The following is an 18,364-nucleotide window of genomic DNA, read 5'->3' on the forward strand; positions in this document are numbered from 1 at the left end:
CAGAATAACTCTGGAGGGAGAAATGGCTGGTGTGAAAGTAATTCGCCTGCAGGATGTTGAGGGTGAGAGAAGGGAACCGCCCCGGACGTCCTGGATTCTGGTGTCCGAAAAAACTGTGGGGGCGAAGAACCTCGCCATGGGATTGAATTGTACTCATCCCGGAGGAATGGTCCCGGAGCACAAGCACGACAACGAGGAAGAGGTCATGTTTTTTCTTGAAGGAAAGGGCCTTTTCGTTACGGAAGATGAAGAGATACCTCTTGAACCGGGTGTGTGCATCTACAACCCACCGGGGAAGCTTCACAAAATAATCAACACCGGCGATGTGGACCTGAAATTCGTCTGGATTTATTCGCCACAACTGCCGAGCCATCGTGTATCGAAGGAAGACTAAAGGAGGTAAAGGTATGGGTAAGTGGAAACTTCCGCCGGAAGGCGGACATATGGACAAGCCGACGGGAATTTACTTTCAAACAATGACAAAGCGCGATGTTGAGGAGAGGCTGAAAAAAAACGACATCCTGATAGTTCCGGTCGGTTCGACGGAAAATCACGGTGCCGCGGGGCCCTTTGGTGAGGATACCTTTGTGGTAACGCGGCTTGCCGAGGAAGTAGCCAAGGTGACGGGATGTACCGTGGCGGAACCCATACACTACGGCTCTCATCCCTACCATCACCTCGGACAACCCGGGACGATTGTGATACCCGATGATGTATTTTCTGCGTATATTCGGGCAATTATAGCGGGATTCTGGAATGCGGGATTTCGCAAACAGATCTGGATAAGCCTGCACGGACAGGAGTACATCATCCCGTCAGCTCTTCAGGAGTTCAACAAGCGTTATCAGGTACCCTGTATGTTGTTTTTCGTTGATGTGCCCAGGGTTATGGGAGAAACGCTGATGGACAAGGCCCATGGCGGACCATACGATGATCCCTTCCAGCACGCCTGCGAGGCCGAACAGTCAATATCAATGGCGCTATTTCCCGAGCTATGCAAGCCCGAATGGGCCGAAGATACCGAGGTAAGGGGCTACCTTCCACCGGGTCACATAGATCGAGGCGGCGACATTTACGGAAACCCAATTCCCGGGCATTGTCAGGTTGGTGCCTGCGGAATTGAATGTGTTATGTACCCTCAGGGTGTTCTTGGCAAACCCAGCAAAGCGGATCCGGCAAAAGCCGTTCCTTCCATCGAAAAGTTTCTGGATTATATGGTTAAGCTTCACAACGACATTTTGGAGCGCTTCCCACCGGGTAAACTTCCGCCTGTTGAGCAAATGAGTCAGCGAGATCCTAAACTCCTCGAGGACATTCTAAAGGGTCCGACAAAAGGAGGTAAGCATCTCTATGTGCTCGGTTTTCCGCCCTAGGTTTGATACGCCCTTAAAGGATTCCAGCGTAGGTGGCGTGGGCAATTCCGGTCTGACAAAGCAACTCCATTTTAGATGAGGGCTTGAAAATGAAAGCTGTCGTTAAGGCTACACAGGATGCGGGATCTTTGCAGGTTGTTGATTTTCCCGTGCCGACAATCGGCCCCGAGGATGTGCTGGTTCGGGTGAAGGCGGCGGGGATCTGTTATTCCGACGTTTCCATCCTGACGAATCGCTACATAGGACGAAAGCCCGTTCCGATCCCGCTGATCATGGGTCATGAAGGTGCCGGTGTGGTCGAAGAAGTTGGGTCCGAGGTTCAGGGTATAGAGCCGGGTATGCGGGTTGCCTTTGAAGCGCTGTGGGGATGTGGAAAGTGTAAGTGGTGCAAGGTGGGTTATAAAAACATGTGTAAGGACTGGGAACACCTGGGCATAACCAGACACGGGACCTTTGCGGAGTACGTTGTCGTTCCCGCAAAGCTGGTTCATCCACTGTCACCAGGGGTCGATTTTCTGGATGCTGCGCTCCTCGAGCCTCTCGGCCTGACGGTCAGAACGCTGGAGTTCGCAAAGCCGTTGCCGGGAGAAACCGTTGCCATCATCGGACCGGGAGCCCTGGGAATGCTCCATCTGCAGGCATTTCTGGCGGCAGGTGCCTCCAAGATCATGGTTATCGGGCTTGATCAGGACAAAAAGAGATTTGAAATTGCGGAGAGTTTGGGAGCTCATCGGAACATAAACATCAGCAGGGAAGATCCCGTTAAGGCGCTTTTGGAAGAAACGGCAGGCTACGGTGCAGATATCGTTGTGGAAACGGCAAACTCGCCTGAAGCGACACGCCTTGCTGTTGAACTGGCGGCTCCTAGAGGTCGGGTCATCCTGTTCGGTCTCTATCCGGAGGCCACCATTAGCCCGGTCACACTACTTCGTAACGGTCTGACCGTTCACGGTGACGTTGCCATACTGCCGCACCACTTTCTCATGGCCATGAATTGGGTGGAAAGTGGAAAGGTGAACGTCAAGCCTATGATCTCGAGGACCTTTCCCCTTGAGGATGCGCAAAGCGCTTTTGAGGCTCTGCGCTACGGTGAGACCGTGAAGGTGGTTTTTGAGATTGAGTAGGGCGGACCGACATCTGAGCCGGGATCAATGTTCAACCACGAGGCAGGAGGAATTGTTATGAAAAAGTTTGGGAAAGTCATGAAGGTAGTGAGCCTTTGTTTGCTATTCGTAGCCTGGCTTGTGACGGCGCCTTCTGTTCAGGCAGAAAAGGTGGTCATAAAGCTCGGGCATTCCGATCCTGAGGACCCATGTATTTCAAAGAAAGGCGCCGCTGCAAGGGTCTTTAAGGACATCGTTGAGGCAGAAACGGGAGGGAGCGTAGAAGTTCAGGTCTTTCCTTCCAATCAGCTCGGCGGCGAGCGGGAGATGATCGAATCGACTAAGCTGGGAACCATTCAGATGTGCATCGTGTCGGCCGCTCTGGCCGGATATTTTCGACCTGTTATGGTTCTTGACATTCCCTATCTTTTCAGTTCGGCGCCTGTGGCCTGGAAGGTTCTCGACGGGCCTTTTGGTCAAGAATTATCAGCGGCGTTGCTCAGGGAAACGGGCTTGAGAAATCTGGCTTATGGGGAAACGGGCTTCCGTCACTTCACCAATTCCAAAAGGCCGGTGCGTACTCCCGAAGATTTAAAGGGGCTGAAGATCAGGGTAATGGAGTCTCCCATATACATAACAATGGTTAAGTCTCTGGGCGCTCTTCCCACGCCCATCGCTTGGCCTGAAGTCTACGGGGCCCTTCAGCAGAAGGTTGTGGATGGTCAGGAAAATCCTGCCGGCGTGATCTACAACGTCAAATTCTACGAGGTTCAGAAGTATCTGACGCTGGACGGCCATTCTTACGGCACGGATTTTATACTGATAAACGACGATTTTTACAGGAATAAACTGACGGAGGAACAGCGCCGCGTAATAGACAAAGCCGCCATAATTGCGGGCAACGTTGGAAGGGCCATACAACAGCTTAATTCGGCAATGGCCGTGGCAAAGCTCAAAGAGAAAGGTATGGAAGTTTATTCTCCTACGCCGGAGGAGCGTGAGAAGTTCAAAGCTGCTTCTCAGGGTCCTGTCATTGAATGGTTGAAGACGCAGGTGGATCCGTCCTGGGTGGACAAGGTTCTTGCCGCGGTCAAACAGGCAGAGGAAGAGCTTGGGAAGAGAACTCAATAAAGCTTTGGAAGCCGGGCTCACAATCGGAGCCCGGCACTTCAATGTTCGGAGCGGTAGCTGAAATGACGGGCTTTATAATTCTGGCGTCACTCTTTTTCGAAAAGCTGAGCAGGGTACTGGTCTCTATCATGGTCGGTGCCATGCTCGTTGTGGTGCTCTCGCAGGTCGTCTTTCGTTACCTTCTTCAGAGTCCTCTGCCCTGGTCTGAGGAGCTCGCGAGATACCTGATGATATGGGCTGCCTGCTTGGCCGGTGCCAATGCTTATGCAGACAAAGCCCATGTGACCGTAAACATAATTACCCGATCTATTGCCGGACGGATGGAGCGATTTGTGAACGTCGGAATCCACGCGGTTGTTGCGACGCTCATGCTGGTGATCTTTTATCAGGGATGGAAATTGGCCTTAAAGGTTTCCGATCAACTGTCGCCTGCCATGAGCATCTCCATGTTCTGGACCTATTCTTCCGTTCCCGTCGGAGCGGGGATGACCTTTACCCACGCCCTCCGATTGCTTTTGCAGACGCTTTTTAGTCCGGACACCAGAGACACTGTGCTGATGGAATGATCTTTAGAGGCTTTTGTCATCTTTGTGCTCGGAGGATCGTATGATATGGGTTTTCCTGGGCTCTTTTCTTCTGACCATGTTGCTGGGGGTTCCCGTAGCCTTTTGCCTCGCTTTAAGCAGCATGATCTTTTTAATCATATCCGGTGATATTCCTTTGCATCTTATCCCCCAGAGAATGTTTACGGGTATGGATTCCTTTCCCCTTATGGCAGTACCCTTCTTCATCCTCGCCGGTGACCTTATGAACAGCGCAGGAATTACCGAAAGGATAGTTCGCTTTTCCACGGCTCTTGTGGGACATATCAGGGGAGGGCTGGCTCATGTTAATATCGTCGCCAGTATGTTTTTTGCCGGGATATCGGGTTCGGCGGTGGCGGACACGGCCGCGCTGGGATCTATCCTGATCCCTGCCATGGAAAAAGACGGTTATAGTAAAAGCTTTGCGGCGGCTGTGACCGCCTCGTCCTCGATCATAGGGCCGATCATTCCTCCCAGTATTCCCGTGGTAATATATGCCCTGGTGGGGTCGGTTTCCGTCGGCGCTCTCTTTCTGTCCGGAGTTATTCCCGGGATTCTCATAGGCCTTGGACTTATGGCCGTAGCGTACGTTATTTCCAGAAAATACGATTACGGAACAAAAAGGCCTGTGGCTTCGGTGAGAGAATTTCTGGCGGCCTGCTGGGGGGCTCTCATCCCGCTCATCATGCCCCTTATCATCCTTGGAGGAATTCTCAGCGGAATCTTCACACCCACAGAAGCCGCTTCGGTCGCCGCAGGATATGCGGTGATTGTTGGATTACTCGTTCTTCGTACTCTTAAGCTTTCAGATCTTCCTTCCATTTTCTATCGTGCCATGTTGACGACCTCTACCATCTTTCTCGTTATGGCCTGCGCAAACGTGTTTACCTGGATTCTCGGCACGGAGATGATTCCACAAAAAATTGCAAGTGCCATAACCTCAATTTCCCAGAACCCTTATGTCCTCCTGTTGCTGATTAACCTGGTGCTTTTCATCGTGGGGTGTTTTCTCGAAGGAATTGCTGCAATCATAATTATGGTGCCCATACTGCTACCCATCGCCCAGCATGCCGGAATTGATCCCGTACACTTTGGCATCATTGTCGTAATGAATCTGATGATAGGGCTGATAACGCCTCCCCTGGGGCTTTGTCTTTTCGTGTGCTGTTCCGTTAGCAACGTGGATTTTGTGGATCTGGTCAAGGCGATCTTTCCCTTTTTGTTGATTGAAATTGTGACATTGTTTGTGGTTACTTATGTTCCCGGTGTTGCCCTATTTGTTCCCCGAATGTTCGGGTACTGATGTGTCAATTTCGTTGTCCGGAGGTATGACTTGAGTTCCAGCGTTTGTCCCCAGCCCGTGAGCCTCCGCCGCATACTGTGGGATGTTGTGCTCATTAGCCTGATGTTTTTTCTTGGCTTTCTGGCGAGGTTTATTTTTGTACCTTTGATGCCGACCCTTGAAAGGGAATGGAAGATCAGTCACGAAGGGGCGGGAACTTTTTTTCTTTTTATGGCTTTTGGTTTCATTTCGGGACAAATCCTTTCAGGGCTGTTTTCGTCCAGATGGAATCACCGGGGAAATTTGATAATCTCTGCCTTTTTGGTGGGTCTGAGTCTCTTTCTTGTTACCCTGGCCCCCTCACTTTCAATATTGCGCATTTTTTTGATATTGCTGGGATTTTCCGCGGGGCTTCATCTCCCGTCGGCCGTCGCCACGATAGCGGCTTCGGTAGATCATGAGGACCTGGGGAAGGCCATGGGCGTTCACCAGACTGCTCCGATTTTGGGAATGATAATTGGCCCTTTTCTGGTCGAAGCATCCTTTAATGTGATGTCCTGGCGTTTATTGCTCTGTGTAATTTCGACTTCTTCGGTCTTGTTGGGCCTCCTGTTCTGCCTTCTGGGTCGAACTGGTTCCTTTGCGGGGAAGCCTCCCACAGTGGGCCATGTGAAGGCCGTAACCGGCTATCCTGGTTTCTGGGTGATGGTGGTCATCATCGGTGCAGGGATTGGAGCCGCCGTGGGTGTGTATAGCATGCTACCTCTTTTTCTTATCCATGAGAAAGGACTCAACCTCTCGAAGGCAAATGTCCTCGTGGGAATGTCCAGGATTCCCTGTCTTTTTCTTACCTTTTTGGGAGGGTGGCTGAGCGACCGACTGGGGATGAAAATCACAATGGCAGGCTCCATTATCGCTTCGGGTCTGGCTCTTGTCGGCCTCGTATGGAGCAAGGGTTTTTTAATGAATCTTTTCGTTTTCCTTCAGCCCGCCCTCGTGTCGCTGTTTTTTGCTCCGGCCTTTGCTGCCCTTTCCCGGTGTGTGCCTTCAACGCAAAGGAGTATTGCAACTTCTTTAGCTCCGCCTTTAGCCTTTGTCATAGGTGGCGGGGTAATTCCTTACCTGCTCGGCTATCTGGGAGAACACTGGAGCTTTTCCGCCGGAATGGGCGTTATTGGGATCTATTCGATAGGTGTGGCATTCCTTTTAATGTTTTTGCAATTTCACCCTGTGGAAGAAGGGGAGGGATGTTAGTTTATCAAACCCCTCCGGACTTCATGAAAAACCGACAAACTTCCTTTACGGGGCATTCCCCGCAGTTGGGCTTTCGGGCTTTGCAGACATTACGGCCGTGAAGAATCGTTGCATTGCTGAACCAGGTCCACAGGTCTCTCGGGATGTGCTTCATAAGGTCCTGTTCTATCTTTTCCGGCGTATCATGATCGCTCAAGCCCACACGCTGTGCAACCCTCCTGACGTGTGTGTCCACGGCTATGCCTTCGTTAATGCCAAAGGCATTCCCCAGAACCATTGCGGCGGTTTTTCTCCCCACTCCAGGAAGTTTCACAAGTTCGTCCATCCTGGTGGGTATCTCTCCCCCATAATTTTTCAGAAGAACTTCACAGCACCCCTTTAGGCTTTTTGCCTTTTGTCGGTAGTAGCCGGTCGGGCGAATTAGATTCTCCAGCTCTTCGTCAGACATGCGAATTATGTCTTCAGGACCTTTGACTTTCTTGAAAAGCTCCTCCGTCACACTGTTTACCCTTTCGTCGGTACACTGGGCCGAAAGTATTACTGCCACCAGGAGCTGGAAGGGATTTTCAAAGCGGAGTGCAAGCTTCGGATCAGGATAAACCCGACGGAAAGCATTTAGGACTGCCCCGTAACGATTTTCTAAATCCGCATTTTTCATCTTTTAATCCCAGTTCCTTATGATCTCAATAAAGGTTCTTATGCCAAAACCGGTTGCCCCTTTTGGCATGTGGAACCAGGGTTTTTCTGCCCAGGCAGGGCCGGCTATGTCGATGTGCACCCAGCGGATTTCATCGGGAACGAATTGTTTCAGGAACATACCGCCGATTATGGTTCCGGCCTTTCTGTTACCGACGTTTTTCATGTCCGCTACGTCGCTCTTGATGTCTTCAGCATAAAAATCCCACAGAGGAAGAGGCCAGAACTTTTCACCCACCTTTTCTCCAAGCCGTCTTACCCGCTCGACGGTTTCATCTTTGTTTCCCATAAGCCCTGCCACTCTATCACCGAGGGCGATTATGCACGCTCCCGTAAGGGTCGCAATGTCTGCAAGGAATGCCGGGCTGTACGTTTTGACTGCGTAAGCCAGGGCGTCGCAGAGAATGAGACGGCCTTCTGCGTCTGTGCTTATAACTTCAACGGTCTTTCCGGAGTAAGTTTTAAGCACATCTCCGGGTCTATAGGCCTTACCGTCGGGCATGTTTTCGGCAAGAGGCATGATACCCACTACCCGCCTGGGAGGCTTCAATATTCCCACGGCTTCCATGGTTCCAAGGACTGCAGCAGCACCGGCCATATCGTGCTTCATTAACTCCATATTCTGTGCCGGTTTTATTGAAATGCCGCCTGTATCGAAAGTGATTCCCTTTCCGACGAAAACCAGGGGTTTTTCGTTCTCACAGCCCTTCGGACAGTACTCGAGGATTACGATTATGCCTTCGTTGTGGCTCCCCCTGGCGACGGCGGCAAAAGCTCCCATTCCCTTTTCTTCGGCTTCCCTTTGAGAAATAACGGTCAACCCCAGATTGTGGGCCTCTGCAACCCGGGCGGCTTCCCGGGCAAAACTCTCCGGAGTTACATCGTTGGACGGTGCCGTTATTAAATCCCTTGCCCTCTTTACCGGCCCCATTAGGGTGTCCATGTAGGCCAGCACATCGATAAGTGCACCGGAAGGCTCGTCTTCAAGGAGGACGATCTGCTCGGAAATTTCCCGCTGTTGTTCTTCAGAAGTCTTGTACCGGGTAAATCGATAAGAAAGTGAAAAAAAACCGTAGAGTAATTCTCTGAGAAGTTCATAAGCATTTTCCTGAAGGGCTGACAGAATCGGGAAGGGAACGGCTACGTTCTTGCCTTCAAGCTGGGTTATTCTGGTAAAGACTTCCGCTATGACCTCGTACCATGTGTCCGTTGAAAAATCTTTCCGTTTGCCCAGCCCTGCCAGAACGCATTTTTCAAAAAAGGCGTCACGGGGAGCAAAGGAGTGAAAGACCTGCTTCTTTTTACCCGCAAAGTGCTCCCAGGCCGAGGATTCGGTCATCCAGGAGCAATATTGCCGAAACCACCTGTTTTCGGCGAGCCCTTCTTTTTCGTCTTCGAAGGAGAAAAGAACAAGCACATCACAACGTTCGTATTCGGGCACAAGCCATCTTATCTTCATGAAATCCTCCTGCTCTGGAAATCACTCTCCGGAGTCGGCAACACGAATTGCTTCTTCGTGCAGAACCTTCCACTTTTGCTGTTCCTTCCATTCGCTGTAAGCTTTTTTTATGCAAAGCATTGGAAACTGAGCCTTCCCTACATAGGACAGGTTGTTTTTTATAAAATCGTCCTTCATAGCCTGAAGCAGCGTTTGAACTTCCTTTTCGTCTATGAAATTTCTTTCCTTCTTCTGGAGAAAGACATAGGTATCTCCGAAAGCCTGCGTGAATTCTCCGTAGGCCTTCTCCGGATCACTCTGTCCCCGAAAATGATCTTTCTGTACGGGGATGGGTATTTCCACGGTAAGGCATACGTACCATCTGTCTCCAGCCACTTTTCTCGAGCAATCGTAAAAAAACACTTCCAGACCGTTGGGAAGAGTCAGAGTATCAACCAGCCTTCGTTCTGTCGTTACGGAATTTTCCACCTCCTGCATCACCTCCCGACGCTAGTCCAGAGGTTCAAGCCTTACGGGATTCTCTTCCGGTGTCGGAGCAACAAAGGTTCCCGGGAATGCTTTAATTACTTCGAAGACATCCCACATGTCTCTGCCCGATGCTTTGCCCCTTACGACGAAGACGGTTTGAATCGTTTGATGGTCATAGGCTCTTATGGTTTCCTGATCTTTAAGAAAAGTGAAGGTGTAGTCTTCCAGTGCCGGTATCAACTTTCTGGGATCAAAGGACCCCGTCCTCTCTACGGCCCATTTGTAAAGGTAGATGTTGGTGTAAGCCGTTGCACCGCCGGATCCGGGCATTTCACCCCATCTTTTCTTGTAGTCTTCCACAAACTTTTTTCCCCGTTCATATCCATAAATGTATGGGATTTCCCAGTACCAGGGAACTGCCCCTATTACACCCGCAGTATAAGGTGGATTTCTGCCGATGGCCATGTGAATTTCAAGATTGGGAACCACTATCTGTTTAACCTGGTCGGTACAACCCAGATCAATGCACTCCTGCATGGCGTAAATCATATCACGGCCGAAAAGAACGAGCACCAGAACGTCGGTGCCGGTCTCCAGGGCCTTCCGGATGGCCTTCCCGTACTCGGGACGCGGACTTCCAAGAGGAACCAGTACGTCGGGTGCGTTTTCGGTTCCGGTAAATTTTTTCAGAGAATCCCGGGTGGTCCAGCCCCAGGTGTAATCGGCGGTTATGTAGAAGTATCTAGCACCGGAAAATCTTTCGTTAAGATATGCCCCAAGAGCCTTCGCCGCCATCCAGGCATTATAGGTTTCCCTGAAAGTGTAACGATGAGCATCTTTGCCAGTTACGTCGTTCGAGTACGTCAAGGTGGCCAGGAACAGTTTTTTAGCTTCCTGACAAACCCGACTGACCGCTACGGCCACGCCACTGGAAGAACCGCCGGTTACCATATCAACGCCCTGGGCTATAAACTTCTTAACATTTTCGACGGAAACTTCGGGATTACTTTTACTGTCCGCATAAAGATATTTGATTTTCTTTCCCAGTATTCCACCCGAAGCATTTATTTCTTCCTGAGCCATTTTATAGGCTCTCATCTGGTCCTTTCCCTGAAGGGCATAGGGACCTGTAAGAGGGATGTTTAAACCTATGATCACCTCGTTTTCTGTGACGGCGTAGGACGGTAAAAATAGCCCTGACACAACCACAATAACCAGAGTAAAAAAAAGAAATGATCGTATAATCCGATCGCTCTTCATGGGTCTTTCCCTCTTGCGCATTAAAGGGTTTCCGCGCTCAAGTTTCTATTTAATCTGTCCTCTACCACTTTCCCCTCGGCAGCTTAAAGATATAGCTCATTGCACAAGATCTCATCAAGACGATAGGACTACAAAATTACCCTCCCGGCATAAAAATAAGAACACCGGCCGTTCACCGTACCGGTGTTCCGGATTAATTTTTCTGCTTAACCCAGTTCCTCCAGACACGCCCAGACTTCATCGGCCAATCCTATTGAGCGGGTGGCCTCAAATAGCTTAACTGCTTCCTCGTAAACCTGCCAGGTAATACGTTCTTTGTATTCACGACCTATGGCGTTAAGCTTGGCGGCAAAGACCTTGTTAGCCTTCTTTATATTGCCGCCCACATTTCCGGTTTCTTTTGCCCAGGCCCATATCTCTTCCCACAGTTCGTCGGGAATTCCCCTGTAAGGTCTCTTAACGTAGCCTTTATCTTCCGTCGTAATGGCATTACCGTTCTGGTTCATGGCAAAGCCGAAGGTTATGTTCTGCCAGAAGGTTCCGACATTCCCTTTGCGTATGCCGTAGTTTATAAAGGACGATATCTTCTCAAGGGATGTCCCCGTAATTCCGTGTTGTGCGATATCCACGGACCAGGGCTGAATGGCCTTCCAGATTTCAAGGGTCAGATCCAGCTGAATTCCTTCCTGGGCGGCCCCAAAATAGGTTCCGTGGATGGATCCGTTGTTTATGGCCAGAAGGTCGGGGTGTATGCCCCTTGAAACCAGCTCTCTTATGAACCACTCTGCTTCATCGGGTCTCGTAAAACCCTCAGCGCTTCCGCTCTTTGCGCCGATTTCACCCAGTTCCACTTCAAGACAAAATCCCTGTTCAACTATGGGCCGGGCGAGATCGGCCGTGGCTTCAAGATTCAGTTCGTTTTCCATGTGAGATGCATCAATGGCGAAGGATGTGAACCCGGCTTCCAGTTCTTCCGCTATTAAGGCGCGTACCGGTTCCTTCTCCAAAGGGTTTTTTACCGTGATGTGATCACCGTGGATGGCAAAAGGCACCCTGGTGTTACCCAGCCGTTCGTTTTCCCTGACTATAAATTCGACAAAGCTTGCCGGAGTAAACTCCGTGTAGCCAAGCTCTGATTTGGCAATCTCGTACATCACCGGAGCACCCGTAGCCATGGAAGCTCTGATAATCCCTTCAACGGGAAGCCTGCAACGGATGTTGGTGGCCATGATCATGGTGCCGTGTTTTCTGGCCGCCATTATTAGTGCCTTCCCGTTAACCAGCGGTACTATACTGTCGGGAAAACGCTTTTTTACATTTTCCGGTCGAAGATCTCTTTTCATCATCTTTTCGTCCTCCTATCTTGTTTTATGTAACCTGTGTTCTATCACCTCGATCATGGAAAGGAGTGAATGGTGCGAAAAGATAGATTGCACGAGTGTTTTAGACCATACATCAGGAATAAAGACAAGTATGAGCGGCAGAAACAGAGCAAAAATGCTTTGAGGATCAGCATTCTTAGCGGGTTGAACCCGGAAGAATTGCTTCGCCAGATGGAGCACTGCCTTAACAGGTGCAGCGAGCGTTTGAGAGGACTGCTGGCCTACAGAAAAGCCCGTTTTATATACCTTTCCCTCAGTCCTTTGATGGAGCAAATGCGTTACAATGCCCTGATGGACGGTAAGATCGTTGTGTTACCGTCGCCCCGACTGAAAAACAGCTTCTTCCTGCTTGACCCTGCCTCCATAGCCCCCAGTGCACGGCTCGTAGCCGTAAGAACAAACCGGATTAGCAAATACGGCAGACAGATCGACTTTAAAACCTGTAGAAAGCCTTTCATCGATATGACCGTGTCCGAAGTGGTGGCCGCAAATACCAGAACGGGTGCGTTGCTCTGCGACGGAACGGGATTTTACGATCTCCATCGAGGCGTTATGGCCCTTCTGGGATGGCTCAAAAAGGACTGCCTATCTGTGGCCTGTGTGGACGGCAGGAATGCCGGAAGGCATCTGATGATACCGGTTAAAGAAAACGATAGCATTGCAGACTACGTTGTAACCCCGGAAGGAGTTATCCAGATCAACGAAAAAAAATCCCGGCGTCCGGTCCTTATAGGTGAAATACTCGACGCCAGGACCATAAGGCGAAGCAACGTTTTGTTCTATATTTTCAGGGAGCTTCTCGGCGTATCAGACTTCTTTAATTTCCGGTTCCTGAGAACCTTCGACACCAAGTGACGCCAGATACCTGACCTGCTCCCAGCAATCGGTTTTGTGCATCTCGTTTAGCTTCCGGTAGTCTATGCTGGAGAAACTCGCAGCATCAATGGAAAGAGCGGAAAACCCGGCAAAGATTCCCACATCCGGACCGAGTATCTCTGCCTGTGTCGGTCCGCAATCGCATATGGTGCTCAGTGTAACGGCAAAATTGAGGTAAGCTACCTTTTCAGGTCTGAAGGTATCCAGTACCGCCTTGGTGGCAATGGCAAGTCCCCTGCACAGGCGTTCTCTGTTTTCGATGATAATGACCCCTTCGGGGCACGCGTTGGAGCAAATGGGGCAGTGCATGCACTCGGGTGAATCGATAACCACATGATCGTTCTCTATTCTGGGAAATCCAAAACGGCATGCCTTGGCACAACTGCCGCAGGCATTGCATCTCTCTACCTCAAGTCTCATGTCCACAAGCCTGTGCTGGACCAGCTTGGATTTTTTGGAAACCCCTCCCATTCCCAGGTTTTTTATTGCCCCTCCTACTCCTGCCAGAGGGTGTCCCTTCACATGAGTTACCACAATCATGGCGTCGGCCTCATACAATGCTCCGGCAACCTCGATTTCCGGTATGAGTTCGTCGCCGGTTTTGACGGGCACAACATATCCGCCCTTGAGTCCGTCTGCACAGACAAACTGAGCGTAACCAAAGCCGTTAGCAACGGCCGTTCCATGATGGTCGTAGCCGTTTGATCGCTTCTCCGGATAATAGGTTGTTGTATCCGTAAGAAAGGGCTTGCCCCCTTTGTCTTTTATCTTATCAATTAGATGCTTTACAAAGAAAGGCCTGATGTAATTGGGATTACCCAGTTCTCCCACATGGAGTTTCACGGCAACCAGATCCCCCGGTTCGATCACATCAAGTACATGGGATTTTTTAAGTAACCTGTCGAAACGGGACAGCATATTTGAAAAAGGACGCCACTTTGTGAAAAAAACACGATCATAGTTCATTTTCTTCCCTCCCCGATCCTTCCTGGCGGGTTTTCCTTTTCGGACGTTATCACGATAATCTTTTCGCCTGGTCCTGTCCAACCGAGTTTTTCTCTGATTACCTGCTCACGAAATTCGGCACTCTGTGAAAACTTCTTTATCCGATCGTAAAGTTCCCGGTTGGCAGTCATCAACTCCTGGTGTCTCCTGGACAGCTCCGTATAAAGATTTCTTCGCTCAATGTACTCTTTAAGGCCCTTTGGCGATATGAAAAGGGAATAGAGTATGAGGAAAAACGCGATTGTGATGGAAGTCCAGAGGATCCTGAAAAACGCCATTTCCCGCTATCCTCGTGCGGCGTCAGGTATGCGAACCGAGGGGAAAAGGCGGGGATCCGTATGAGGTATAAAAAGAGCCCCCCGGAACTCATGCATGAGTTCGACGTTTACGTTGAGTTCAATGTACGTGATTTTGTCGCATATTTCCTCAACTTCCCGTTGCACCCTTCTATCGAGCAGAAATTGCACTGCTCCTTTTCCCGATGTATTGCCCATGGGAATGAATGTTTCGAGAGGAAGATCCGGAAGCATCCCTATCCTTATGGCCATTTTCGGGTCTATATGGTTTCCAAAGGTTCCTGCTACGTAAATTTTTTTTACATCGCGGATATCGATACCCACTTTTCTGCATATCATGTTGAGAATGGTGTACATGGCAGCCTTGGATTTAAGCAAAATGCCTATGTCGATGTCGGTTATGGTTAAGTCGGCTCCGTCGGCCGTTTCGTTGGCGTGGGCTACGACAAAAGCAGTTCCATCCTCCGTCTCAATGATTCTGTGCGTTTTGTTTTTGAGCTTTTTGTTGATCTTTCCCTGAATGGTGAGTAGCCCCGCTTGAAACATTTCGGCGATCAGGTCGATAAGGCCCGAGCCGCATATCCCCTTAGGCCTGGCGTCTCCTATGACGTGGTAACTCAGTTCCAGTGTATCCGGATTTATTCTGACCTGGTCAATTGCCCCCGGAGCCGCCATCATACCCCGTTCCACAACTCCACCTTCCAGAGCCGGCCCTGCGGCTCCTGCACAGGCAATCATCCAGTCTTTATTGCCCAATACCACCTCGGCATTGGTTCCGACATCGATTAACATTGATATGTCTTCACTGCGATGCATTCCTGTAGCAATTATACCCGCTACGACATCACCTCCAAAGTAGGAGCCCACGTTGGGAAACAGATATAGCAGCGCATCGGGATGGACCCTGAGTCCGAATTCAGAAGCTCGGAAAGGGGGGAACCTGTTGACCACGGGTATATAGGGCTCTTTGCATATACCTGAAGGATCAAGCCCTGCGAAAAAATGGCTCATGGTTGTATTCCCAGCAACGGCTACGGCGTAGATAAAGCGATGAGCCTCGTCGGGATTCAGGTTTGCAGACTTTAAAATATTTCGGATCGTGTCGTTGATACGGTTTATGAGTAATTCCTGCAGGTGTTTTAACTTTTCCGGTGTGTTTGCGTAAACAATCCTGGACAGTATGTCCTCGCCGTAGGGAATCTGGGGGTTTTCCACGGAAGTCTGGTGGATTATGCTGCCATGTTGCAGGTCCACCAGGTAAGAGGCAATTCGGGTTGTTCCTAAATCAAAAGCCGCACCGAGAAGGGGATTTCTGTTTTCAGAGGCCCTTATTTCCAGGACCTCCCATAAAAAACCGTTCCACTTGAGCAGAGCCGTACCTCGAAATTTCAATTCTCTTATTCTGTAAGCCAGGTCCTTCAGGCGGCCGGGAGAGGGCAAAAGAGGCTCATAGCCCCGCTTGCGAAGGTCTCTTGCAAGCCTGTCCCAGTCGCCTGTGTTATCCTGAAGGGATGGCAGGGGCAAATCATATTTTACGTAACTGATTACGGGATCAAGTGTCTGCTTCATTTTCGGGCACTCCGGTCTCAGGAAGTATCCGTCCAGCGAATGGGCTTACACTTCATAATGTTTATACCAAATTCCAGGATTCCGAAACTCATAATCGGAGACAGCCTGAAAGGAAGGCTTGAATCGAAGTCCATCAGGGCCTGTCGTACCTTTCCGGACGGTTCAATATGAATTATGTCCTTACTTTCGGGATTGAATCTCCCGGGATGGCAATACCTGGGGCGACCCAGGCTGAAGTAAGACCTGCACAAGAGGGGTCGGAAGTGATAAAGGTCACAGGTGTTATCATCGGGGTTTAGAAAGGCACAGGGAAGATTTTTTGAAACATACCTTTCGAGATTTTTGCCGTTTTCTCCTTTTTGCATTATCAGGGAAAAGTGCTCACTTCGGTCGAGTAACCTGGCCAGATAAAGAGTTTTTGGATTCGCCCTGGTTAGCCCTTCGTAGATGTAAATATATTCAAAGGAGTAGAGGCCTGACGGCATTTGATAGCAGCACCACGAACATCCCCTTTGGCATGAAACCTCTCGACCCAGCTTCTCTTTAATATAGGCAAGATACATCCGGCATGACTCATCATATACTCGATAAAAGAGCTCCATACTTTCCAGTAATCTTCGCGGCAGCGATCCTGACATGAGGAACTCCGGATCAAGTCCTCTTACGATCGATGTAGCCAGGGACAGGATTTCGGCCATCTCGTACTGGTAGGATATGAGCTGGTTCCGGGTTCCCATTACCGTGTGTCTCTGGATGTTTATAATTTTCTTGACACTTTTTCCCCTTTTCCCCTATGGTAGCAGGGTGGTAGCATGAGTGCGTCATAAACTATCGTCGTTTGGTACATCCACACACGATCTGAAGGTGTAACCCCTTATTCTGTAAGAGGCTCTTGAGTGAAAACCTTATAGGTATTGTAGGGCAATGAGTTAATCCTGTAAACCTTAAACGAGCGGAGTAGGGCGTATGAAGGAGCTAAAAGAATTGGTGGCTGTTATTGCGCGGGCTCTTGCCGAGCATCCCGAGAAGGTCGATGTCAGGGAGATTGAGGGTCAGAATACCTGTGTGATCGAGCTTCGAGCGGCTAAAGAGGATCTCGGTAAGATAATAGGAAGGGAAGGGCGAAACGCTCATGCCATCAGAACAATCCTCAATGCGGCGGCAACTAAGCTGAGGAAGCGCGCCGTTCTTGAAATTATCGAATAGCCTTATGGACACGGAAAGGGAGTGCTTTGGTAATCCGGAAAGGGTGTGTCCGGAAAACGAAAAGGGGTTTATTGAGCCCAATCCGGAGTGTGTATCCTGCGAAGTTGTAGCCACATGTCTTAGAAAGGCTCTTGAGAGTAAAGGCATACTTAGTCCATCCTTCAAAGAACACCCGCTGTTTAAGAGAGGTGTTGGATTTTTACGAAGATGGTCTGAACTGAAAAGACGGAATTCTAAAAAGGTCTGAACATTCTGTGTTCAGCCCCTGCCGATCGTTTAGCTGGCGATACGGCAGGGGCGACTCCGGCTACGGCGGTTTTATAAGTCGCCGTACGCAATATTATATCTTTTTCCATTAAGACACACATAGAAGGTTCCGTTGTCCTCTTCAATCCATTTTGCAAGTCTGTAATAAGCCGGGCGTGAAAATCTTGCTTTAACTTCTCCGCCTTTGATTTTGCAGTAAAGAACATTGCCCCGGCCGACAAAAAGGGTTCGGGGATCAAGCTGCTCCGTTTCCTTTATATGCCTCAGGCGCAGTAAAAAGTATTCATTGCCGCCGGGTTGTTCCTTTTTCTCAACGTCGATCACGACATAAGGCGTGTCTTCCACATCAAGAGTGCAGGCCTTACCCTGCCACTCTATCCAGAAGCCCTTTTCACGGCTAAAGTGCAGGTTCGAATAGAAAAGCTTCAGTATGTCTTCCCGAATGATAGGCCTGCCTTCGTAGAACCAGTTTCCTTCTGAATCAACCTTTATGCCGCATGGTGGAAGATCTTCAGGAACATTATGAGCTTTTCCGTTCATGGAAAACATCCTCCCTGCTCAGAAAACCTTTTTGCTGTCGATCAAAAGTGTTACAGGTCCGTCGTTTACGAGATACACCTCCATGTGTTCTTGAAATTTTCCGGTCTGTACTTTAATTCCCTGCAAGCGCAAAGCTTCGACCAGTTGATCGTAGAGCTTCCTGGCCTTATCAGGCGGTGCGGCATCTGTAAAGGAGGGTCGTCTTCCCTTACGGCAGTCTCCATAGAGGGTGAATTGGGATACTACCAGAAGGTCGCCGGATATGTCTTTCAGAGAAAGGTTCATCCTTCCCGTGGCATCTTCGAAGATTCGTAAATTAACCAGTTTTTCGGCCATGTAGGATACATCGGCTTCTGAATCATCTGATCCCACACCGACCAAAATCAGCAATCCCCGGCCTATCGCCCCCACGATCTCTCCTTTTACCGTCACCCGGGCCTCGGTTACCCTCTGTATCACCGCTCTCACAGGAAACCTCCTAAATCTCTGCTAAACTGTCTGTCGCCTATGGTCTATAATGATTCACGATATTTTTTTGAAGCCTTTTTCTGAGAAGATATAGTAAGGTTTGCAGCCGGTAAGCTCGAAAATCCTTCATGGCTTGAGGAGTAGC

Annotated in this window: 20 protein-coding genes; 9 read left to right on the forward strand and 11 right to left on the reverse strand. The window is 49.8% G+C overall.

Annotated elements, in window-relative coordinates; all coding sequences use genetic code 11:
• Positions 1-22 precede the first annotated feature (22 nt).
• The 7 genes from BM091_RS12530 (at position 23) to BM091_RS12560 (ending at position 6,727) form a co-directional block, all read left to right on the forward strand.
• Positions 23-394 carry a cupin domain-containing protein gene (locus BM091_RS12530; protein ID WP_177193651.1) on the forward strand — a complete coding sequence of 124 codons (372 nt, stop codon included), beginning with the start codon at positions 23-25 and terminating at the stop codon, positions 392-394.
• Between the two features lie 13 nt (positions 395-407).
• Positions 408-1,373 carry a 3-dehydro-scyllo-inosose hydrolase gene (gene iolN, locus BM091_RS12535; protein ID WP_093396234.1) on the forward strand — a complete coding sequence of 322 codons (966 nt, stop codon included), beginning with the start codon at positions 408-410 and terminating at the stop codon, positions 1,371-1,373.
• A gap of 89 nt (positions 1,374-1,462) precedes the next feature.
• The gene (locus BM091_RS12540; protein ID WP_093396236.1) at positions 1,463-2,497 is read left to right on the forward strand and encodes a zinc-dependent alcohol dehydrogenase; all 1,035 of its coding nucleotides are present in this window, start codon (positions 1,463-1,465) and stop codon (positions 2,495-2,497) included.
• Positions 2,498-2,554: 57 nt separating this feature from the next.
• On the forward strand, positions 2,555-3,607 hold the full coding sequence (locus tag BM091_RS12545) for a TRAP transporter substrate-binding protein (protein ID WP_093396237.1): 1,053 nt from the start codon (positions 2,555-2,557) through the stop codon (positions 3,605-3,607).
• Positions 3,608-3,669: 62 nt separating this feature from the next.
• The gene (locus BM091_RS12550) at positions 3,670-4,173 is read left to right on the forward strand and encodes a TRAP transporter small permease (RefSeq protein WP_177193652.1); all 504 of its coding nucleotides are present in this window, start codon (positions 3,670-3,672) and stop codon (positions 4,171-4,173) included.
• A 40-nt stretch (positions 4,174-4,213) separates the two neighbouring features.
• Positions 4,214-5,494 (forward strand): TRAP transporter large permease, encoded by a 1,281-nt coding sequence (locus BM091_RS12555; protein ID WP_093396239.1) that lies wholly within the window; start codon positions 4,214-4,216, stop codon positions 5,492-5,494.
• Between the two features lie 30 nt (positions 5,495-5,524).
• A complete protein-coding gene (locus tag BM091_RS12560; RefSeq protein ID WP_143083150.1) occupies positions 5,525-6,727 on the forward strand; it encodes an MFS transporter in 1,203 nt (400 codons plus the stop codon).
• 4 nt (positions 6,728-6,731) lie between these two features.
• Here BM091_RS12560 and nth read toward each other — a convergent pair whose 3' ends face one another.
• The 5 genes from nth to BM091_RS12585 form a co-directional block, all read right to left on the reverse strand.
• Positions 6,732-7,385: an endonuclease III gene (gene nth, locus BM091_RS12565; RefSeq protein WP_093396242.1), complete on the reverse strand. Its 654-nt coding sequence runs from the start codon at positions 7,383-7,385 to the stop codon at positions 6,732-6,734.
• Between the two features lie 3 nt (positions 7,386-7,388).
• Positions 7,389-8,882 carry a leucyl aminopeptidase gene (locus BM091_RS12570; RefSeq protein WP_093396243.1) on the reverse strand — a complete coding sequence of 498 codons (1,494 nt, stop codon included), beginning with the start codon at positions 8,880-8,882 and terminating at the stop codon, positions 7,389-7,391.
• Positions 8,883-8,903: 21 nt separating this feature from the next.
• Entirely contained in the window at positions 8,904-9,350 is a 447-nt protein-coding gene (locus BM091_RS12575) for a hypothetical protein (protein ID WP_177193653.1), read from the reverse strand.
• A 21-nt stretch (positions 9,351-9,371) separates the two neighbouring features.
• On the reverse strand, positions 9,372-10,610 hold the full coding sequence (locus tag BM091_RS12580; protein WP_177193654.1) for an ABC transporter substrate-binding protein: 1,239 nt from the start codon (positions 10,608-10,610) through the stop codon (positions 9,372-9,374).
• A gap of 206 nt (positions 10,611-10,816) precedes the next feature.
• On the reverse strand, positions 10,817-11,956 hold the full coding sequence (locus BM091_RS12585) for a class II fructose-bisphosphate aldolase (RefSeq protein WP_093396248.1): 1,140 nt from the start codon (positions 11,954-11,956) through the stop codon (positions 10,817-10,819).
• Between the two features lie 66 nt (positions 11,957-12,022).
• Between BM091_RS12585 and BM091_RS12590 the strand changes: the two genes are divergently transcribed.
• Positions 12,023-12,847: a 5-formyltetrahydrofolate cyclo-ligase family protein gene (locus BM091_RS12590; RefSeq protein WP_093396249.1), complete on the forward strand. Its 825-nt coding sequence runs from the start codon at positions 12,023-12,025 to the stop codon at positions 12,845-12,847.
• Here the strand turns inward: BM091_RS12590 and BM091_RS12595 are convergent.
• The 4 genes from BM091_RS12595 to BM091_RS12610 are packed head-to-tail and all read right to left on the reverse strand — an operon-like array spanning position 12,800 to position 16,475.
• Positions 12,800-13,834, reverse strand: coding sequence for a DUF362 domain-containing protein (locus BM091_RS12595; protein WP_093396251.1), 1,035 nt, complete (start codon positions 13,832-13,834; stop codon positions 12,800-12,802). The genes BM091_RS12590 and BM091_RS12595 overlap by 48 nt on opposite strands.
• Positions 13,831-14,151, reverse strand: a complete 321-nt coding sequence (locus BM091_RS12600; RefSeq protein ID WP_093396253.1) for an FtsB family cell division protein — start codon at positions 14,149-14,151, stop codon at positions 13,831-13,833. Before BM091_RS12600 ends, BM091_RS12595 begins: the two co-directional genes overlap by 4 nt.
• Before the next feature lie 6 nt (positions 14,152-14,157).
• Positions 14,158-15,738 (reverse strand): ASKHA domain-containing protein, encoded by a 1,581-nt coding sequence (locus BM091_RS12605; RefSeq protein WP_093396254.1) that lies wholly within the window; start codon positions 15,736-15,738, stop codon positions 14,158-14,160.
• A 17-nt stretch (positions 15,739-15,755) separates the two neighbouring features.
• The gene (locus BM091_RS12610) at positions 15,756-16,475 is read right to left on the reverse strand and encodes a YkgJ family cysteine cluster protein (protein WP_093396256.1); all 720 of its coding nucleotides are present in this window, start codon (positions 16,473-16,475) and stop codon (positions 15,756-15,758) included.
• 229 nt (positions 16,476-16,704) lie between these two features.
• Here BM091_RS12610 and BM091_RS12615 point away from each other — a divergent pair, with 229 nt between their 5' ends.
• Positions 16,705-16,944, forward strand: a complete 240-nt coding sequence (locus tag BM091_RS12615) for a KH domain-containing protein (protein ID WP_093396258.1) — start codon at positions 16,705-16,707, stop codon at positions 16,942-16,944.
• A 318-nt stretch (positions 16,945-17,262) separates the two neighbouring features.
• On the opposite strand, the gene BM091_RS12625 is transcribed toward BM091_RS12615, so the two are convergent.
• Positions 17,263-17,751, reverse strand: a complete 489-nt coding sequence (locus BM091_RS12625; protein WP_177193655.1) for a DUF1285 domain-containing protein — start codon at positions 17,749-17,751, stop codon at positions 17,263-17,265.
• An 18-nt stretch (positions 17,752-17,769) separates the two neighbouring features.
• On the reverse strand, positions 17,770-18,219 hold the full coding sequence (gene dtd / locus BM091_RS12630) for a D-aminoacyl-tRNA deacylase (RefSeq protein WP_093396264.1): 450 nt from the start codon (positions 18,217-18,219) through the stop codon (positions 17,770-17,772).
• Positions 18,220-18,364: the final 145 nt, after the last annotated feature.

This window comes from Thermodesulforhabdus norvegica, assembly GCF_900114975.1.
Taxonomy (GTDB): domain Bacteria; phylum Desulfobacterota; class Syntrophobacteria; order Syntrophobacterales; family Thermodesulforhabdaceae; genus Thermodesulforhabdus; species Thermodesulforhabdus norvegica.